Source organism: Erythrobacter sp. HKB08 (assembly GCF_004114695.1).
GTDB lineage: Bacteria > Pseudomonadota > Alphaproteobacteria > Sphingomonadales > Sphingomonadaceae > Parerythrobacter_A.
The window spans coordinates 2,205,961-2,223,468 of the sequence record NZ_CP035310.1; the positions used below are offsets into that span (position 1 = coordinate 2,205,961).

The window sequence follows — 17,508 nt, forward strand, 5'->3', positions numbered from 1 at the left end:
GTAGATAGGGGAATTATTTCTCGGATGCGTCTGTACGCGCGCCTTTGCGCAGGATCTGACTGACGCAATCGCCGATCTGTTGCACGGAAAACGGCTTGGCGAGGAAGTGCATGTTCGCGACGTCGATTTCCTTGCGCAGCTGCTCTTCCGCGTATCCCGACATGAAGAGCACCGGCAGGTCCGGGCGCTGCTTGCGGATCGCCTTGACCATGGTCGGGCCGTCCATTCCCGGCATCACGACATCGGACACGATCAGGTCGAAATCATCGCCGCGCGCGATCGCCGCGAGCCCTTCCTCGCCATCGGAAGCGAGCGCGACCTTGTGACCGGACCTCGCCAGCGCGCGCTCGGCGACTGCACGCACCATGTCCTCGTCCTCGACGAGGAGGATGTGGCCGCTGCCCGACCAGTCGCTGGCTGCTTCCTGCGGCGCCGGGAGCTCGTCTTGAGCGATCTCGGCTGTGTCGTCTGCGGCGTGCACCGGCAGGTAAATGGTGAAGCGCGCACCTTCCGGCTCGCCCGTCATGCCAGGAGCGTTGTCGGCGAAGATGAAGCCGCCCGACTGCTTCACGATGCCATACACCGTCGAAAGCCCGAGGCCGGTGCCCTTGCCCTGCTCCTTCGTGGTGAAGAAGGGCTCGAAAATCTTGCCGAGCTTGTCCGCCGGGATGCCGCCGCCCGTGTCCTGCGCCACGAGCACTGTGTAGTCGGCGACCGGAATGATGTCCGATCCCATGGCGCGAATGTCCCGCGCGGTAACGCGGCGCGTCGCCAGCGTGAGCTTGCCGCGACCGTCGCCGCGCGACTGGATCGCATCGCGCGCATTGACGGCGAGGTTGACGATGACCTGCTCGAGCTGTTGCGGGTCCGCGCGAACCGCGCCGAGGTCGCGGTCGTGCCGGACCTTTAGCTCGATATTCTCGCCGAGGAGACGACGCAGCAGCTGGCTGACCTCGCTCACTACGTCGGGCAGTTGCAAGACCTTGGGCTGCAATGTTTGCTGGCGACTGAAAGCGAGCAACTGGCGCGTGAGGCTCGCCGCGCGGTTGGAGTTCGCCCTGATCTGCTGGATGTCGTCGTAGTCGCTGTCGCCCGGCGTGTGGCGCAGCAGCATGAGATCGCAGTAACCGATGATCGCAGTGAGCACGTTGTTGAAGTCGTGCGCCACGCCGCCGGCCAGCTGGCCGACTGCCTGCATCTTGGTCGCCTGCGCGACCTGACGCTTGAGCTTGGTCTCTTCGGTCGAGTCCGCAAGACTGAGCAGCACCGCTGCTTCTCCGAGCCCGCGAACACCCGCAAGGCCGAGTGAGACCGGATCGTCCGGATTGTCGCGCAGCCGGATGGCCATGTCGCCGCTCGACGCCGGTCCCTTGCCGTAGCGGCGCACGGCATCGGCCAGCACTGCCTTGTCTTCGCGAACGACGAGGTCGGAAGGGTATTGCGGAACGCCCTGCCCTTCGCGGCCGACGGCACGCAGGAATGCCTCGTTGCCGAACAGGAAGCGGCCGTCGCGGTCGGTCATGGCAAGGCCGAGCGGCAAAGCGCCGAGCAGCGCTTCAAGCTGTGCCGTTGCCCCGCTGCCGGGGGTTTCCGTGCCGGCGCCCATGCCGACGCCAGTTTCGACGAGCAGCATCAGCGAGTTCGCCTCGTCGGCGCGGGCCGGTTCGCCTGCGACGACCTCGGCCAAGGGCACCTGGAGCAGCATTTGCGGCGGGCCGCGCCTGCCTTCACGCGCAAAGAAGATGCGGTCGCGATCGTCGCTGCGTAGCTGCGCTACGAAATCCTGTCCGGCGAGTGTCGCAGTCGGGTCGGCAGCGGCACGTTCGGCGAACCCTTCGCTCACCGTCACGATCGCCCCGTCCGGACCGACCAGCGCAGCCTCTATGCCGGCCTGCGAGAGCCAGCGCCCCATCGGACCGCGCAGCATCTGCGCCGTGTCCTCGCCAGGGTTGGTCTCTTCCTCGCGGCGGATGCGCCAGACGAGGTAATCCTCGCCGCGGCCCGCCCGGCCGGCCTGTATCTGCCAGGGAGACTTGCCCTCGCCCGCATCGACCTCGCTCACCTGCGAGGAACCGTCGCGCCACGCTTCGCGGGCGGCGCGGGTCAGCATTTCGAGAGCGTCGCGACCTAGAGGCAGGTTTGGCGGAGCGACCTTCGGCCCGAACCAGTCGACGAATGTCGAGTTTGCGCAAACGAGGCGATTGGCCCGGTCGGTAATGGCGACCCCGACACCGGCTTGCTCGATCGCGGCAACGGTCACCGACCAGTCGGGCGGAGCAAGCTCGTCGCTCGTATTCGCGACGCGAATGCGGCTCGCAAAGAAGGCAACCGCGCCAAGGATAACGACCCCGGCGAGGTAAGCGACCACCAGCACGGCATCGCCGGTCAGCGCCCACAGGGCCGCGAGGCTGGCGAGCAGCGCTGCACCCAGCACCGTAAGAAGTAGAGATCGGCGCTCCCCTTGCGCCTCAGTCGGCAGGTTCATCCCTCACTCGTTCCCAACCGCTCGTCCAATCGCGCTTCCATCCTGTTCAAGCGCTTCCTGCGCTTGCGTGCAACCATCCAGCGCCAGACCCAGCCGGAAACCACGTAGCCGACCGCAGAGGATACAATCGCCAGCACGCCGAAGCCGAATACGGTGACCCCGGCGGCCTCGAACAATTCGATGAGCCACGACCAGCGTCCGCTGGCCATCTCGTCATTCGCAACGCCGCCCACGCTTGCATCGACCTTTAGAACGAATGCGCCGACCCTGTTCGCGACAACTACCCAGAAGGGATAGGTGAACGGGTTGGTGATGAAGGTGACCAAAGCCGAAAGTGGCACGTTCGCGCGCGCAGGCAGGGCTAGGAATGCTGCGAGGAAGATCTGCCCGAGCGGAATGATGAAGCCGCAGAACAGCCCGAGAGCCACACCGCGCGGGACGGACCTTCGGGTAAAGCGCCAAAGCTCGGGAGACAGGAACCGGTCCGCGATCGGGGCGAGATATTTGTTCCCCGCCATCTCGTCGCGCGAGGGCATGTATTTCCGGATCAAGTCGGAAAGAAATGTCTTGGAGCGGAAGTTCGTCATGGCCTCGTGCGCGCCCTGCTCCTCGCAGCGCAAAAGCGCAAGCGGATCGACGGGATTTTCGGCGGAATGGGCATCACGGTCGATATGGGTATTCCGACAGCGATGACCAGTCGCTGAATCGCGAAGAAATCAGCCGCGTTCGCGCATGATCCGCGCCTTGTCGCGTTTCCAGTCGCGATCCTTGATATATTCGCGCTTGTCCTGCGCCTGGCGACCCTTGGCGAGTGCAAGTTCGACCTTCGCGCGGCCCTGCTTGTTGAAATAAATGCTCAAGGGAACGAGCGTCATGCCCTTGCGCTCGACAGCGCCGGTCAACCGGTCGATTTCGCGCGTGTGCAGCAGCAGCTTGCGCGGTCGGCGCGGCTCGTGGTTGAAGCGGTTGCCGTGGCTGAATTCCGGTATGTTGGCATTGACCAGCCACACCTGCCCGTCGCGAACCTCGGCATAGCTCTCGGCGATCGAGGCCTCGCCCGCGCGCAGGCTCTTCACCTCGGTACCCTGCAGCGCGATCCCTGCCTCGAGCTTGTCCTCGACGGCATAGTCGAACCGCGCGCGCCGGTTCTCGGCGACGGTCTTCTGCTTGTCGAACGTTTCGGGCTTTGGTCGGGCCATGGTGGCGGCGCATGTAGTGGCTCGCCGACGACATGGAAACCCCGCGCATAATCCGCTTGCAAGGCCGGCCGGATGATGGCCAATGCAAATCGATAGGGGGCGACGGCATGACTGGTGGATCTGGACACGCGAACGGTTTCGAAATCGGCTCGGTCATGGTTGCGCCGGGGACGAGCGCGGATGTCGCCATTCCGGTAACGCAGATGGCGACCGGTTACGATTCGGTGCTGGCGGTCCGCGTGCTGCATGGTGCGAAGCCCGGTCCGGCGATCTTCGTCAGCGGCGCGATCCATGGCGACGAGATTATCGGCACCGCAATCATCCAGCGGCTCGCCAGGGAAATATTGCCCGAGAATCTCAGTGGAACGGTCCTGCTGGTTCCGGTCAGCAACATCTTCGGCTTTCTCAACAAGAACCGCTACCTGCCCGACCGGCGCGACCTCAACCGTTCGTTTCCCGGCAGCGCGAGCGGCTCGCTCGCGGGCCAGTTCGCCAATGCCTTTTTTCGCGAGGTGATCGAACGCACCACCCTCGGCATCGACATCCACTCGGCCGCCGTCCATCGCTACAACCTGCCGCAAATCCGCATTGCAGCGGGCAATGCGAGGCTGGTCGAGCTGGCCATGGCATTCGGCGCGCCGGTCATCATGGAAAGCCCGCTGCGCCCCGGCTCGATGCGATCGCTGGCACATGACAACGGTGTCGAGATGCTCCTCATGGAGACGGGGGAAGCGCTGCGCTTCGACCGGCTGTCGATCGAAACCGGCGTCGCGGGCGTACAGCGCGTGCTTGCCCACATCGGGATGATCGAGGCCGACGACGGGCTCGGCCATGTCGGCATTCCCGCCCGGGCGAACAAATCGAGCTGGGTTCGCAGCCCGCGCGGGGGTGTGACGCACCGCGTCCGCAAATCGGGCGATCCCGTGCGCAAGGGCGACCTGCTCGCCACGGTCGGCGGACTGTTCGGCGAGAACCCGCAGGAGATCGTCGCGACCACGGATGGCATCATCATCGGGCACGCCACCTTGCCGGTGGTCCACCAGGGCGATGCTCTGTTCCACATCGCGCACATCGCCCACCCCGAGCGCGCGGGCGAGCATATCGATTCGATTACCGAGGCGATCCTAGCGAGCGAGCCGGAAGGCCCGGCCGAACCGCTCCTCGACGAGGACGAGGTGCTTTAGATCAAGCCGGCGTGTTCGAGCGCTTCGTCGACCGCCTTGCGGCTCGCGGCGCTCGCGTTGACGAGCGGCAGGCGCACGTCGCATTCGAGCCAGTCATGCACCCGGGTCAGCGCATATTTGACCGGTGCCGGGCTCGCGTCGGAGAACATCGCATAGTGCAGCGGGAACAGCCGGTCGTTGATCTCGCGGGCCTTCACGAGGTCGTTCGCCGCGATCGCATCGTGGAATTCGGCACACAGCGCAGGTGCGACATTGGCCGTGACCGAAATGCACCCGGCCCCGCCCGCAGCCGAATGCGGCAGCCAGAGCTCGTCATTGCCCGATAGCTGGCAGAACTCGTGATCGAGGCCCATCCGGTGGTCGGCGACGCGCGACAGGTCGCCGCTCGCATCCTTGATGGCCACGATCCGGTCGGGATATTTCTTGACCAGCTCGACGACGGTTTCGTCCTCGATATCGGTCACCGTCCGGCTCGGCACATTGTAGAGAACGATCGGCAGGTCGCTGTTTTCGGCGAGGAAGCTGAAATGCGCGATCAGTCCGGCCTGGCTCGGACGGTTGTAATAAGGCGCGACGCACAGGCCCGCTGCCGCGCCTGCCTTTTTCGAGAAGTTCATGTGGAGCAGCGCATTGCGCGTGTCGTTACTGCCGCAACCGGCGATCACCGGGACGCGGCCGGCAGCCTGTTCGATGCAGACCTCGATCACGCGGTGGTGCTCCGCATTCGACAATGTGGAAGCCTCGCCGGTGGTCCCGCAGGGCACCAAGGCCTTGCTGCCGCTTTCGATTTGCCAGTCGACGAGACGGCGAAAAGCGGCCTCGTCAAACGATCCGTCGCGAAAAGGAGTCACCAGAGCGGGAATCGAGCCCGAGAACATTTGCACTTACCTCTTGTCAGGCCCATGAAAGACGGGAGAAAATTCCCGCAAACGGGCGCGTCGTTCAGCGCCTGATAAGGAGCCGCCTAGCACTATGTCCAGCATGGACCGACTGACACCGCTCGTTCTTGCCGCAATCGCCGCCCCGGCACTCGCCGCTTCGGCACCTCTCGCAGCGCAGGATGCAGCCAGTTGGGACCGTGCCCGGGCCGAGATGATCGCCCGCGCGCCGAGCGGCATGGCCCGTGCGATCGACCGGTGGGAACATCTCACCCAGTACGACAATCTCGGCTTCGAAGCCTACGCCGATTTCATCCTCGCCTACCCCGGTTTCCCGCGTGAAGAGCTGCTCCAGCGGCGCGCGGAAAACGCGTTGTCGGACGAACCGATCGAGCCGAACGAAGTCGTCGCCTTCTTCGACAAGAACCCGCCGGTGACCAATGCGGGCCGCGCACGATATGCGCTCGCGCTCGCTGCCCTCTCGCGTCCCGAAGCGCTGCAGATCGCCCGCTCCGCCTGGCGCGGCGGGACGATGAGCGGCCCGAGCGAGCTCTACCTCGAAGGGCTTTACGGGCTCGAGTTCACCGGCAGCGACCACCGTGCGCGAATGGACGCGCTGCTGTGGCAGGAGAACTTGGAAGCCGCGACGCGGCAAATCTCCCGCATCTCCGACGAGAACCAGCCACTCTACGAGGCGCGCCTCAATATCCTCGCCGGCAGGCTCGAGCAGGCCGGCAGCATGCGGGTTTCCTCGCAGGCGCTGTCCGACCCGGGCTTCGTCTACAATCTTGCCAAGCACTACCGCGAGACGCGCCAGTTGCCGCAGGCGATCAACCTGCTGACGACGCGGCCCAAGTTCACCTCCCTCCCCTTCGATGCCGAAGATTTCGTCGGCGAGATGCTGCGCGTCGCGCGCGGCGCCGGTGCGAGCCAGGCGACCCGCATCGCCGCTTCGGTCGACGATCTGTTCGAGCCGGGCGAGGATATCTCCAAGCTCTCCTACCGCCTGCGCGACGATTACACGTCGCTGATGTGGCTTGGCGGGACGAAAGCCCTCTGGTCGAGCGGCGATGCCGGTTCGGCAGCGCCCCTGTTCTATCGCTATGGCGCCGCAGCGCAGACCCCGCAGACGCGCTCCAAGGGTTTTTACTGGGCCGGTCTGGCAGCCCAGCGTGCGGGCCAGATGTCCGAGGCCAATCGCTACTACGAAATGGCGGCGGGCTATCCCGATCGTTTCTACGGCCAGCTCGCGCTCGAGAAGCTCGGTCGCCCGGTTCCGAAGCTGAACGGCAAGAACGCGCAGGAGCCCACGGCAGAGCAGCGCGCCGCATTCCGCGAGGAACCGCTCACGCGAGCGGTTGCCGAAGTCTCGCGCGGCGCCTCATGGCGTCTCGGCATCCAGTTCTACCGCGAGATCGCGCAGCAGGCCGATACCGAGGCGGAACATATGCTGGTGACCGAGCTTGCCCGCGACATCGGGCGCCGCGATCTTGCAGTAAACGTCGCCGAGGCTGCCGGTGCGGACGGTCACGACCAGTTCGTCGCGCAAGGCTTCCCGACGCTCCCCAACCCGCCGGGCACTTACTGGACCATGGTCCATGCGATCGCGCGGCAGGAAAGCCAGTTCGCCCAGAACGCTATCAGCCACGCCGGCGCGCGCGGCCTGATGCAGCTGATGCCAGGTACTGCGCGCGAAGAAGCGGGCAAGCAGGGACGCGCCTATATGTCGGCCGACCTGATCGACAGCCCGAGCTACAATATGCAGCTCGGCAATGGTTATTTCGCCCGCATGCTCGACTATTACGACGGCAGCTATCCGCTCGCCATCGCGGCCTACAACGCCGGCCCGGGCAATGTGAACAAGTGGCTGCGTAGCAATGGCGACCCGCGCAACGGCGGGATCGACTGGGTCACCTGGATCGAGCGTATCCCGATCTACGAGACGAAGAACTACGTCCAGCGCGTGATCGAGAATGCGGCGACCTACGAGCAGCTCTATCCCGAGCGTGCACGAAACGGCCGTCCCCGTGTCGCGGGCGATTTCCTGCGCTAAAGAGCTGCGCGTCATGCGCGAGAAGACCAACCCGATAACGCCCGCCGGCTATGCCGCGATGAAGGCGCGCTACGACCACCTGCTCGGCACCGAACGTCCGGAGATCGTCGAGATCGTCAGCTGGGCCGCGGGCAATGGCGACCGCAGCGAGAACGGCGACTACCTCTATGGCCGCAAGCGCATGCGCGAGATCGACCGCGAGGCGAACCACCTCGCGCGCCGGATGAAAGCCGCACGCGTGATCGACCCGGCGGACCAGCCGGACAAATCGCGCGCCTTTTTCGGAGCGACCGTCGAGATTGCCGACGAGGACGATACCCGCAAGACCGTCACCATGGTCGGAGACGACGAGCAGGACGCTGGAAGCGGGAAGATCGGCTGGTCGAGCCCGCTGGCGCGCGCATTGCGCGGCGCAGGCATCGGCGATCTCAGGACCGTCAGATTACCCGGCGGCGAACGCGAGTGGGAAGTGATCGCAATCGATTACCCGACCCGCGCCGACGCCTGAGTTAGCGCTCTACGCGTCGCAATCGCCGATGCGTTCGCCGGTGACGCGCATGACCATCGTGGCCTGACCGCCCGGCATCGAGGAATCCTCGATCTCGGCAGTCATCTGCATGTTCATCGAAGTGCCCGTGTGGTCGCCGTCGATCGTCATCTTGGCAGTACCGCCGTTCTCGGCGTTACACAGGATGCGGCCCTTGATCTTGCCGCCCTGCGCCGAGAATTCCTCGGTCGTGCATTCCTCGTTGTCCATCGAGCCCTTGGCCTGCTCTTCGAGGCCCTTGGCGACTTCATCTTCGGTCATGCACTGTTCGTTGCTGGTTTCCTGCCCGACCATCGCCTGCAGGAACTGCGCGGCTTCCGGCGGAGCGCCCGGCATGTCGAACTTCTCGATCACCATCGTGTTCTTCCACTTGCCGGCCTGCATCTGGATCTGGCCGTCGGACCGTTCCTCGCCGACGTCGGTCGCGCCGTCACCGCAGGATGCCAGAGCAAGTACTGCTGCACCAAGAAGAACACGTTTCATCGAGACTACCTCCCCATAGGAAAATGAAGGGGTAGTCTAGGCGCTATACTTGCCGCGCGTAACCCCCGCATTTATGGCGCTGGTATGACGCGACTTTCCGCCCTCGCCCTGGCCATGCTGGCGATCGCCATCGCGACGCCGTCGATGGCCCGCGACAGCCTGGGCATTTTCTCGGATTGGGGCGCATTCCGCGATCCGGGCGTGCCGCGCTGCTATGCCATCGCCAAGGCGCGTCCCGATCGGCGCGCGAAGGAGTTCGATCCCTTCGTCAGCGTCGGGACATGGCCCCGGCGGCAGGTTCGCAACCAGGTCCACTTCCGCCTCTCGCGCAAGACCGGCTCGAATGCGGCGATCCGCCTGCGGCTGGGCTCGCGCACTTTCGAGCTGACCGGAAACGGCGGCAATGCCTGGGCGCAAGACCAGGCGATGGATGCCGCCATAGTCGCCGCCATGCGATCCGCCGAGCGCATGACGGTGAGCGCGCGCGACACGCGGGGGCGCAGCTTTACCAACAGCTACGACCTCGCCGGTGCGGCGACCGCAATGGATGCCGCAACCGTCGGTTGCTCGCGGATGCGCTGAGGCTGGCAAAACCCCGCGGGCTGCATTATATGGCGCGCTCCCATGGCAGATACCGCACTCATGAGCATCCCGGGGCAGGTGGACCCCGTACCCGTCGCGCGTGACATCACGCCGCGCGCCGACGGTCGTATCGACCTGATCGGCCTTCCCAAGGAGCGCATCCGCGAACTGTTCGAACAGGCCGGTCTCGATGCCAAGCAGGCCAAGCTGCGCTCGAAGCAGGTCTACCACTGGCTCTACCACCGCGGCGTCAGCGATTTCGCCGAGATGACGGACATCGCAAAAACCATGCGCCCGTGGCTGGCCGAACGCTTCGTGGTCGGCCGCCCGAACGTCGTCGAGGCCCAGCATTCGAGCGACGGCACGCGCAAGTGGCTGCTGCAGACCGATGACGGCCACGATTTCGAGATGGTCTTCATCCCGGATGCCGACCGCGGGACCCTGTGCGTGTCGAGCCAGGTCGGTTGCACGCTCAACTGCCGTTTTTGCCACACCGGCACCATGCGCCTCGTGCGCAACCTGACACCGGGCGAAATCGTCGGGCAGGTCATGCTTGCGCGCGATGCGCTGGGCGAATGGCCGAAGGGCCGGATGGACGGGCTCGACGATGCCGAGGACAGCTCGCACTACACCGCCGACGGGCGCCTGCTGACCAACATCGTGATGATGGGCATGGGCGAGCCGCTCTACAATTTCGACAACGTCCGCGATGCGCTGCGCCTCGTGATGGATGGCGACGGTCTCGCGCTCTCGAAGCGCCGTATCACTCTCTCCACCAGCGGTGTCGTGCCGATGATGGAGAAGTGCGGCGAGGAGATCGGCGTGAACCTTGCCGTCTCTCTCCATGCGGTGACCAAGGACATTCGCGACGAGATCGTGCCGATCAACAAGAAGTACGGCATCGAGGAGCTGCTCGAAGCCTGCGCGGCCTATCCGGGCGCGAGCAATGCGCGCCGCATCACCTTCGAATACGTGATGCTCAAGGACAAGAACGACACCGACGAGCACGCACACGAACTCGTCCGGCTGATCCGTGAATACGACTTGCCCGCGAAGGTGAACCTGATCCCGTTCAACCCCTGGCCGGGCGCGCCATACGAGTGCTCGACGCCGGAGCGGATCAGGGCATTTTCGAATATCATTTTCGAAGGTGGCATCAGTGCGCCGGTTCGCACTCCCCGCGGGCGCGACATCGACGCAGCCTGCGGGCAGCTGAAGACCGCCGCGCAGAAGAAGAGCCGCGCCGAGCGCGACCGCGAGGCGGCAGCAGCAGCCGAATGAGCGATCCGGCCACTCTTGCGTTCTACCAGGAGCAGGCCCCCCGCTATACTTTGAGCTTCGCGCAGGGGCCCAGCCGCCACCTAGACGCATTCCTCGACCGGCTGAAACCCGGCGCGCGTATCCTCGAACTCGGCTGCGGCGGAGGGCGCGACTCTGCGCGCATCCAAGAGCGCGGTTTCGACCTCGATGCGACCGACGGCGTGGCGGCGATGGTCGCGAAGGCGAACGAGCGCTTCGACGTCGGCGCAAGGCTCCTGCGGTTCGACCAGCTTCGTGCGCGCGCGGCCTATGATGCGGTATGGGCTCACGCATGCCTGCTGCATCTTTCCCGCAAGGACCTTCCCGGCGTGCTGCGCGCAATCCATGCCGCGCTGCGACCGGGCGGCTGGCACTTCGCCAATTACAAGCTCGGCGACGGCGAGGGGCGCGACCTCCTCGGCCGGTTGCACAATTTCCCGTCGACCGACTGGCTGGTGAAGACCTATCGCGAAGCCGGTTTCGAAATCGTCGAAAGCGAGACCTATCCCGGCAAGGCCGCCGATGGAACGCAGCGCGACTGGATGGCGTTGACGCTTCGCAAGCCATGACGAAATCTCCCGAAATCCTCGCCCTGTGCGTCGGCAAGAGCGCACCTTTCGCGCGCGGTGAGCAGAGCGCGATCGACAAGCGACCGGTGGAAGGACCGATCCGCGTCCTCGAACTCGGGCTGGAGGGTGACGAACAGGCCGACCGCAAGCATCACGGCGGCATCGACATGGCGCTCCATGCCTATGCCAACGAGCACTACCCCGACTGGATCGCGCAATTCGGCGAGCACCATCGCCTCCCCGCGCCCGGCAGCTTCGGCGAAAATCTGGCCCTGCACGGTGCGACGGAACACAACCTGTGCATCGGCGACAGGTTCCGCCTCGGCAGTGCGGTGATCGAGATCAGCCAGGCGCGCCAGCCGTGCTGGAAACTCGAAACGCATCTTCGACGCGAGGGCATCGTCAAGGCGATCATCCAGAACCACCGCAGCGGGTGGTATTTCCGTGTCGTGGAGGAAGGCGAAGCAGAAGCAGGGCAGACTCTCGAATTTCTCGAGCGCGGCCACGATGGCTGGACGCTGGCACGCTGCTTTTCGTTGCTGTTCGATCCGACTGCACCCGGAAAGCCGGGGGAGATCGCGGAAATGGCGCAGCTTGAGAAGCTCTCGCAGGACTGGCGCAATCGCGCGGCGAAAATCGCCGCTCTCTGAGCGCCCTTCACATCCTGCGGCTTTTGTGGTGCAGTCGAAATCGTGACCCGGCCTTCGATACTCATCACCGGCGCCGCCAAGCGCATCGGCGCAGAGCTTGCGCGGGCTTTCGGAAATGCCGGATGGCACGTCGTCATCCACTATGGCAGCTCGGCGAAAGAGGCCGAGGCGCTCGCGGACGAGCTTCCTTCCGCCGAAGCGATCCACTGCGACCTGTTCGACAGCGACAGCGCAGTGAAGATGGTCGAAGCGCTGGCCTCGCGGCTCGAAGACTGGCGCGTGCTGGTCAATTGCGCGGCGATTTTCAAACCCGACGATGTAACCGCGCTCGATCCCAAGACGTATGACAGGTCGATGGTCATCAACGCGAAGACACCGATCCGCATGGCGCAGGCCTACCTGCGCTGCGCCCGCGCGAGCGGCGGTCGGCGGGTGATCCAGTTCACCGACCAGAAGCTTGAAAACACCAATCCGGACTTCTTCAGCTACACCATGAGCAAATACGCCGCCTCGGGCGCGATCCCGATGCTGGCGATGGGCGCTGCCGAAGCAGGCGACCGTGTCTATGGCCTCGCCCCGGGCGCGATCCTGCCGAGCCACGACCAGAGCGAGGACGAGATCGAGCAGAGCCACGTCCTCAACCTGCTGCGCCGCAAGACCGGTATCTCCGAAATCGCCGATGCCGCACTGTTCCTCGCCGGAGGCCATCTCGCGAGCGGTGAAACCCTCTTCATCGACAGCGGCCAGCACCTGCTGAACCAGAGCCGCGACGTTATCTATCTCGCGCGCGAGGGCATCGAGCGGTGAAGCGCCACGCGCTCAGCACGAGGGTCTGGCACTGGCTCAACCTGCTGTGCGTGGTGATCCTGTTCATGAGCGGGCTGAACATCTCGAACGCGCATCGCTACCTCTATTGGGGCGACTATGGTTTCTCACCGGCAGACGCGTGGCTTGCCGTCCCGCGCTTCCCCGGGTGGATGACCATCCCCGACTATTACAGCCTCGCCAAGGCGCGCGACTGGCACATCCTGTTCGCATGGCCATTTGCGTTGGGAATGCTCTTCATGTGGGTCGCAATGCTGGTCAACGGCCACTTCTGGCGCGACATCCGCACCCACCTTGCGGAGTGGAAGCCCCGCGCGATCTGGCACGACATTCGCGAGCACCTGCGGCTGAATTTCGATCACGGCGAGGGAAATTACAACTTCCTCCAGAAGCTCGCATACGGCGTGGTGCTCGGCATTGTCCTGCCGGGGATGATCTTCACCGGCATGGCGATCAGCCCCGGCTTCGAACCGGCAGCACCGTGGCTGGTCGACATGTTCGGCGGCAGGCAGAGCGCACGCTCGTTCCACTTCATCTTCGCCTGGGGCCTGTTCGCTTTCTTCGTCGTCCACGTCCTGCTGGTGCTGGTGAGCGGCCCGATCCGGCAACTGCGCGACATGATCACCGGAGGCACGCGATGAGCGATCACCCTCCCCGCATCGGCCGCCGTGGCTTCCTCGCCGGGTTCGGCGCGCTCGTCGCGACCGGATGCTCCAAGGTCGCCGAAAGCCCGATCACCCAGTCGCTCTTCTCGGCTGCCGAGGGCTGGCACAAGACGGTCCACCGCGCCCTTGCCGACCGTATGGCGCTGGCAAAGGAATACCCGCGCTCCGCCATCTCGCCGACGTTCCGCGGCAATGGCTCACTGACGGTCGATACCGATTTCTACCGTCAGCAGCTTTCGGCCGGATTTCCCGAATGGCGTCTCGAAGTGCGCGGCATGGTCGATACGCCGATGAGCCTGACGCTCGAGAACATCCGCAAGCTGCCCCAGCGCACCCAGATCACCCGGCACGATTGCGTCGAGGGCTGGAGCGCGATCGGCGAATGGACCGGGCCTCAGCTATCCGTGCTGCTCGACGCAGCAGGCGTGCAGGAAGGCGCGCAATTCGTCGTGTTCCGCTGCGCCGACACGCTCAATGGCGACGACTATTACGAGAGCGTCGACATGATCGATGCGTACCACCCGCAGACCATCGTCGCACACATGCTCAATGGCGAACCGCTGCCGGAAAAGAACGGCGCGCCGCTACGCATGCGGATTGAGCGCCAGCTCGGCTACAAGCACGCGAAATACCTGACCGCGATCGAGGTCGTATCGACCCTCGACCAGATCGGCGACGGCAAGGGCGGCTATTGGGAAGATGTGGCCGGATACCAGTGGTACGCCGGCATCTGATCATTCGCCGGGCGGGTAGATCCGGTTCATCGTCGCCCAGTCGGCCGCGACCATCTCCTCCAGCACGTCCATGTCCACGTCGGCGAGCTTGTTAATGTAGAGGCAGCTCTTGCCGGTCGAATGCTTGCCTAGCCTTGCCAGAAACGCCTCGCGCTCCTTTGCCGCAAGCTCGTCGCAATAGCCGCCCATGAGATAGAGCGAATGCTTCGCCTTGCGCGGGCTGAAGCCGGATCGCATCCAGTGGACGTCGCGTCCGCTGGCATAGGTGGTGCGGTACTGGCCGTAGCCGATGATGCTCGGCCCCCACATCTGCGGTACCTCGCCCGTGACCCGCCGGAACATCGCATCGAGGACTTGCGCTTCTTCACGCTTTCGCTCGGGTTCGACCGAAGCGATGAAGTCCGCCGGATCGACGTCGGTGATCTGTGTCTTGGCCTCGGCCATGGTTCTCTCCCACTGCGATTGACAGCCTAGCAAGCGGGGCGCAGTCTGTCAGCGGACTGGAATTTGGGGGAATTCAACCGGATGTGGCTACTCGACAAGTTTCTCGGCAAGGCGATCAAGCACGGGCAGATGATCGTCACCGACCATGACGGCAAGGAATATACCTACGGCCCCGGAGGCGGCGAGTACCGCCCGGAGGTCGGCGGCCGCCCCGGTCCAATCCGCATCCGGCTGACCCATCCCAAGGCGGCGAGCCACATCGCGCGTTACCCGCAGCTCGGCGCTGGCGAGGCTTTCATGTGGGGCTGGCTCGTCGTGGAGGAACCGCATGACATTCGCGACATGATCCTGTTCGTGACGATGAATGCCAAGCGCCTCGGCGAAGCGTCGCTCAAGCCCAAGGGACCGCTGCGCAAGGGCGCGCAAAAGCTGCTGGCGAAGCTCGACGGGATCAACAAGCGCAGTTCTGCCCGCAAGAATGCAGAGCACACCTACAACCTCACGCGCCAGCTTTACGAGCGCTTCCTCGACGAGGATCGCCAGTACACCATGGCCTATTACCGCGAGGATCCGGAGGCGACTTCGCTCGAGAAGGCGCAGATGGACAAGAAGGCGCATCTCGCGGCCAAGATGTATCTCAAGCCGGGCATGAAGGTGCTCGACATCGGCTGCGGCTGGGGCGGTTTCGCGCTCTATCTGCACAAGATGTACGGCGTCGAAGTGACCGGCGTCGCCCTCGCTCCCGACCAGATCGCCTTCTGCAAGGAACGCGCCGAGCAGCTGGGAGTGGCGGACAAGGTCCAGTTTCACCTGATGGATTACCGCGACGTGGAAGGCGAGTTCGACCGCATTTCCAGCGTCGGCCTGCTCGAACACGTCGGGACGATCCACTATCCGGAGTTCTTCGAGCACACCAACCGCCTGCTCAAACCCGACGGCGTGATGATCAGCCATTGCTGCGGCCGCGCCGGCCCTCCCGGCTTCACCGATGCCTGGACGCGCAAATACATCTTCCCCGGCGGCTATATCCCTGCGCTGAGCGAACTCGTGACCGAGAGCGAGAAGGCAGGCTGGCAGGTGATGGACGTCGAGGCGATGCGCTTCCACTACAGCTACACGCTGGAGGAGTGGTACAACCGCACCGTCATGCACCGCGACGAGATCACGGAAATGTATGACGAGCAGTTCTATCGCATGTGGCTGTTCTATCTCGCCGGCGCTGAGCAGAGCTTCCGCAACGGCACGATGGTCAACTGGCAACTCCAGTATGTGAAGAACCGCGAAGCCGTGCCGATGACCCGCGAGTACATACACGAAGAAAGCGCCCGCCTGCGAGAAATGGGAGAAGTCCCTAGCTGGCGGTTCGACCCGGCACTGAAGGAAGCGGCGGAGTAACCGCTCAGGAGCTTGCGCCCTCGCCCGCCGGGCCGCGCTTCACCATGTCGTAGACCGGCCCGAAACCGAGGAAAGCCGCGCCGACGAACGGCAGGGCGACGACCCACAGCCTGACACCGGTGATGCCTTCCGGGCTCGCAATACTGATGGCTGCCGTCATGGCTAGGCCGGTACAGATCGCGACTACGCCGAGCACGACCCTTATCTTGGGCACGGTGCGCCCGCCGCGGATCGGTCCGAAGCTGCGCTCGTGACGGGCGAAGATGCCGATCATCGGCAGCAGCGCGAGAATATAGAGCGCGAACCACACCGGCCGGCTCGCCCACCATTCGCCTGTCCCCGGATAAGCCTCGAGGCCGATTCCACCCAGCGCCCAGGCGGCAACCATCACCAGCACGAATGCGGTGAGATGCCACAGGTAAACGGTCATAATCATGCCGTTCATCAGGACCGTCGCGGTCCAGACCGATAGATTTTCGAGCATCCGCCTGCCCCAGGGCTCAAGCGTGAGAACGATGCCAGTCTGGGTCATGCCGAGCGCGAGCAGCGCGACGGTCGGCGGCATCGAATTGGTCATCTCCGCTCCCGGTACGCCGATCATGGCGATCGGGTATGGGCCGAAAACCGTCAGCGAGACGAGCGGGGCAAGGCTCGCCGCGGTCCACATGATGCGATGCCCGGTCCCCCCGAATGCACCGTCGCGCCACGCGTAGCCAAGCTGGTGGATGCCGACCCAGACGAATAGGAAGTTGAGGAAATTGACGTAGGGAACGCCTCTCGCGATCGTCGCATAGTCGGTCAGCACTGCGGCCACGACCAGCAGTAAGAACGAGCCGAAGCCGAGCTTCTGCCACGCCTTATAGGTGACCGGCGTCAGCGCGGTGACGAGCAGGTAGACGGCGAGGAACCACACGGGGATCAGCGCAAGCTCGGTCGCCATGCGCACCTGCCCGCGCTCCATCCCGAACTGCGTCATGCCGAGCGCGATCAGCGCCCACAGGAGCAGCACGGGAAATACCGGCGTGATCAGGCGCTGCACCCGGCTCGCGAACCAGTCGCGATAGATGCCCGGCCGCCTGCCCCCGCCCTCGCTCTCGGCATTCCGTAAGGTCGCGGCCCAGCTGACCGAATTCGAATAGCCGCCGACGAGGAAGAAGATCGGCATCACCTGGAAGCCCCAGGTCAGCCACTGCGACCACGGAAGTATCCCGAGCAAATGCCCGCCGACGATCTCGCCGCTCTCGTCGAGATAGGGTGCGGCGACCAGCCAGTGGCCGATGACCACGGCTAGGATCGACAGTGCTCTCAGGAAATCGACCCAGCGATTGCGCTCGGGCGGCGCCATTTGCGCCATCTCGCGCGCCTTGTGCCAGCTAGCCAGCATTGCGAACCCTCCATGCTTCAGCGCAGCTGCGAATATCCGATGCGCCCTCGCAGCGTCCAATTCCCTCGCGTCAATTGCTGTTGAAATGCGCGCAGCCCCTTCCCTCGCCCCGCGTTTGTCGGCATGGGGCGC

Annotated in this window: 18 protein-coding genes; 11 read left to right on the plus strand and 7 right to left on the minus strand. The window is 64.6% G+C overall.

Going from position 1 to position 17,508, the window contains the following annotated elements:
* Window positions 1-13: 13 nt before the first annotated feature.
* From EO245_RS10630 to smpB, 3 genes are all read right to left on the minus strand, one after another.
* On the minus strand, window positions 14-2,485 hold the full coding sequence (locus EO245_RS10630; protein WP_128892904.1) for a response regulator: 2,472 nt from the start codon (window positions 2,483-2,485) through the stop codon (window positions 14-16).
* On the minus strand, window positions 2,482-3,072 hold the full coding sequence (locus tag EO245_RS10635; RefSeq protein ID WP_234026878.1) for a DUF2062 domain-containing protein: 591 nt from the start codon (window positions 3,070-3,072) through the stop codon (window positions 2,482-2,484). Before EO245_RS10635 ends, EO245_RS10630 begins: the two co-directional genes overlap by 4 nt.
* Window positions 3,073-3,201: 129 nt before the next feature.
* Complete coding sequence (gene smpB / locus EO245_RS10640) at window positions 3,202-3,684, minus strand: SsrA-binding protein SmpB (RefSeq protein WP_128892905.1); 483 nt, start codon at window positions 3,682-3,684, stop codon at window positions 3,202-3,204.
* Between the two features lie 107 nt (window positions 3,685-3,791).
* Here smpB and EO245_RS10645 point away from each other — a divergent pair, with 107 nt between their 5' ends.
* The gene (locus EO245_RS10645) at window positions 3,792-4,868 is read left to right on the plus strand and encodes a succinylglutamate desuccinylase/aspartoacylase family protein (protein ID WP_128892906.1); all 1,077 of its coding nucleotides are present in this window, start codon (window positions 3,792-3,794) and stop codon (window positions 4,866-4,868) included.
* Here EO245_RS10645 and dapA read toward each other — a convergent pair.
* Window positions 4,865-5,746: a 4-hydroxy-tetrahydrodipicolinate synthase gene (dapA, locus tag EO245_RS10650; protein WP_128892907.1), complete on the minus strand. Its 882-nt coding sequence runs from the start codon at window positions 5,744-5,746 to the stop codon at window positions 4,865-4,867. The two genes, EO245_RS10645 and dapA, sit on opposite strands and share 4 nt — an antisense overlap.
* A gap of 94 nt (window positions 5,747-5,840) precedes the next feature.
* On the opposite strand from dapA, the gene EO245_RS10655 reads away from it, so the two are divergent.
* Together EO245_RS10655 and greB are read left to right on the plus strand one after the other, a co-directional pair.
* On the plus strand, window positions 5,841-7,799 hold the full coding sequence (locus EO245_RS10655) for a lytic transglycosylase domain-containing protein (protein WP_128892908.1): 1,959 nt from the start codon (window positions 5,841-5,843) through the stop codon (window positions 7,797-7,799).
* Window positions 7,800-7,812: 13 nt separating this feature from the next.
* Window positions 7,813-8,307 (plus strand): transcription elongation factor GreB, encoded by a 495-nt coding sequence (greB, locus tag EO245_RS10660; protein ID WP_128892909.1) that lies wholly within the window; start codon window positions 7,813-7,815, stop codon window positions 8,305-8,307.
* Window positions 8,308-8,316: 9 nt separating this feature from the next.
* Here the strand turns inward: greB and EO245_RS10665 are convergent, their stop codons facing one another.
* Window positions 8,317-8,829, minus strand: a complete 513-nt coding sequence (locus EO245_RS10665) for a DUF3617 domain-containing protein (protein ID WP_128892910.1) — start codon at window positions 8,827-8,829, stop codon at window positions 8,317-8,319.
* Between the two features lie 84 nt (window positions 8,830-8,913).
* Between EO245_RS10665 and EO245_RS10670 the strand changes: the two genes are divergently transcribed.
* From EO245_RS10670 to EO245_RS10700, 7 genes are read left to right on the plus strand one after another with little or no spacing between them, the layout of a single operon-like run.
* Window positions 8,914-9,411, plus strand: a complete 498-nt coding sequence (locus EO245_RS10670) for an invasion associated locus B family protein (protein ID WP_128892911.1) — start codon at window positions 8,914-8,916, stop codon at window positions 9,409-9,411.
* Between the two features lie 42 nt (window positions 9,412-9,453).
* Window positions 9,454-10,692 (plus strand): 23S rRNA (adenine(2503)-C(2))-methyltransferase RlmN, encoded by a 1,239-nt coding sequence (rlmN, locus tag EO245_RS10675; protein ID WP_128892912.1) that lies wholly within the window; start codon window positions 9,454-9,456, stop codon window positions 10,690-10,692.
* Window positions 10,689-11,279 (plus strand): bifunctional 2-polyprenyl-6-hydroxyphenol methylase/3-demethylubiquinol 3-O-methyltransferase UbiG, encoded by a 591-nt coding sequence (locus tag EO245_RS10680; protein ID WP_128892913.1) that lies wholly within the window; start codon window positions 10,689-10,691, stop codon window positions 11,277-11,279. Before rlmN ends, EO245_RS10680 begins: the two co-directional genes overlap by 4 nt.
* Entirely contained in the window at window positions 11,276-11,929 is a 654-nt protein-coding gene (locus tag EO245_RS10685) for an MOSC domain-containing protein (RefSeq protein WP_128892914.1), read from the plus strand. Before EO245_RS10680 ends, EO245_RS10685 begins: the two co-directional genes overlap by 4 nt.
* A 42-nt stretch (window positions 11,930-11,971) precedes the next feature.
* Window positions 11,972-12,736 (plus strand): SDR family oxidoreductase, encoded by a 765-nt coding sequence (locus EO245_RS10690; protein WP_128892915.1) that lies wholly within the window; start codon window positions 11,972-11,974, stop codon window positions 12,734-12,736.
* Window positions 12,733-13,395: a cytochrome b/b6 domain-containing protein gene (locus EO245_RS10695; RefSeq protein ID WP_128892916.1), complete on the plus strand. Its 663-nt coding sequence runs from the start codon at window positions 12,733-12,735 to the stop codon at window positions 13,393-13,395. The genes EO245_RS10690 and EO245_RS10695 overlap by 4 nt, the downstream gene beginning before the upstream one ends.
* A complete protein-coding gene (locus EO245_RS10700; protein WP_128892917.1) occupies window positions 13,392-14,153 on the plus strand; it encodes a molybdopterin-dependent oxidoreductase in 762 nt (253 codons plus the stop codon). The genes EO245_RS10695 and EO245_RS10700 overlap by 4 nt, the downstream gene beginning before the upstream one ends.
* Here EO245_RS10700 and EO245_RS10705 read toward each other — a convergent pair whose 3' ends face one another.
* The gene (locus EO245_RS10705) at window positions 14,154-14,597 is read right to left on the minus strand and encodes a DUF1801 domain-containing protein (RefSeq protein WP_128892918.1); all 444 of its coding nucleotides are present in this window, start codon (window positions 14,595-14,597) and stop codon (window positions 14,154-14,156) included.
* Window positions 14,598-14,678: 81 nt separating this feature from the next.
* On the opposite strand from EO245_RS10705, the gene EO245_RS10710 reads away from it, so the two are divergent.
* Window positions 14,679-15,992 (plus strand): cyclopropane-fatty-acyl-phospholipid synthase family protein, encoded by a 1,314-nt coding sequence (locus EO245_RS10710; RefSeq protein WP_128892919.1) that lies wholly within the window; start codon window positions 14,679-14,681, stop codon window positions 15,990-15,992.
* A 4-nt stretch (window positions 15,993-15,996) separates the two neighbouring features.
* Here EO245_RS10710 and EO245_RS10715 read toward each other — a convergent pair whose 3' ends face one another.
* Entirely contained in the window at window positions 15,997-17,376 is a 1,380-nt protein-coding gene (locus EO245_RS10715; RefSeq protein WP_128892920.1) for an acyltransferase, read from the minus strand.
* Between the last annotated feature and the right edge of the window lie 132 nt (window positions 17,377-17,508).

What these genes read in the sequence shown, in the direction of transcription:
- EO245_RS10630 (WP_128892904.1), bottom strand. Translation starts at nt 2,485, where the DNA reads ATGAACCTGCCGACTGAGGCGCAAGGGGAGCGCCGATCTCTACTTCTT.
- EO245_RS10635 (WP_234026878.1), bottom strand. Translation starts at nt 3,072, where the DNA reads ATGACGAACTTCCGCTCCAAGACATTTCTTTCCGACTTGATCCGGAAA.
- smpB (WP_128892905.1), bottom strand. Translation starts at nt 3,684, where the DNA reads ATGGCCCGACCAAAGCCCGAAACGTTCGACAAGCAGAAGACCGTCGCC.
- EO245_RS10645 (WP_128892906.1), top strand. Translation starts at nt 3,792, where the DNA reads ATGACTGGTGGATCTGGACACGCGAACGGTTTCGAAATCGGCTCGGTC.
- dapA (WP_128892907.1), bottom strand. Translation starts at nt 5,746, where the DNA reads ATGTTCTCGGGCTCGATTCCCGCTCTGGTGACTCCTTTTCGCGACGGA.
- EO245_RS10655 (WP_128892908.1), top strand. Translation starts at nt 5,841, where the DNA reads ATGTCCAGCATGGACCGACTGACACCGCTCGTTCTTGCCGCAATCGCC.
- greB (WP_128892909.1), top strand. Translation starts at nt 7,813, where the DNA reads ATGCGCGAGAAGACCAACCCGATAACGCCCGCCGGCTATGCCGCGATG.
- EO245_RS10665 (WP_128892910.1), bottom strand. Translation starts at nt 8,829, where the DNA reads ATGAAACGTGTTCTTCTTGGTGCAGCAGTACTTGCTCTGGCATCCTGC.
- EO245_RS10670 (WP_128892911.1), top strand. Translation starts at nt 8,914, where the DNA reads ATGACGCGACTTTCCGCCCTCGCCCTGGCCATGCTGGCGATCGCCATC.
- rlmN (WP_128892912.1), top strand. Translation starts at nt 9,454, where the DNA reads ATGGCAGATACCGCACTCATGAGCATCCCGGGGCAGGTGGACCCCGTA.
- EO245_RS10680 (WP_128892913.1), top strand. Translation starts at nt 10,689, where the DNA reads ATGAGCGATCCGGCCACTCTTGCGTTCTACCAGGAGCAGGCCCCCCGC.
- EO245_RS10685 (WP_128892914.1), top strand. Translation starts at nt 11,276, where the DNA reads ATGACGAAATCTCCCGAAATCCTCGCCCTGTGCGTCGGCAAGAGCGCA.
- EO245_RS10700 (WP_128892917.1), top strand. Translation starts at nt 13,392, where the DNA reads ATGAGCGATCACCCTCCCCGCATCGGCCGCCGTGGCTTCCTCGCCGGG.
- EO245_RS10705 (WP_128892918.1), bottom strand. Translation starts at nt 14,597, where the DNA reads ATGGCCGAGGCCAAGACACAGATCACCGACGTCGATCCGGCGGACTTC.
- EO245_RS10710 (WP_128892919.1), top strand. Translation starts at nt 14,679, where the DNA reads ATGTGGCTACTCGACAAGTTTCTCGGCAAGGCGATCAAGCACGGGCAG.
- EO245_RS10715 (WP_128892920.1), bottom strand. Translation starts at nt 17,376, where the DNA reads ATGCTGGCTAGCTGGCACAAGGCGCGCGAGATGGCGCAAATGGCGCCG.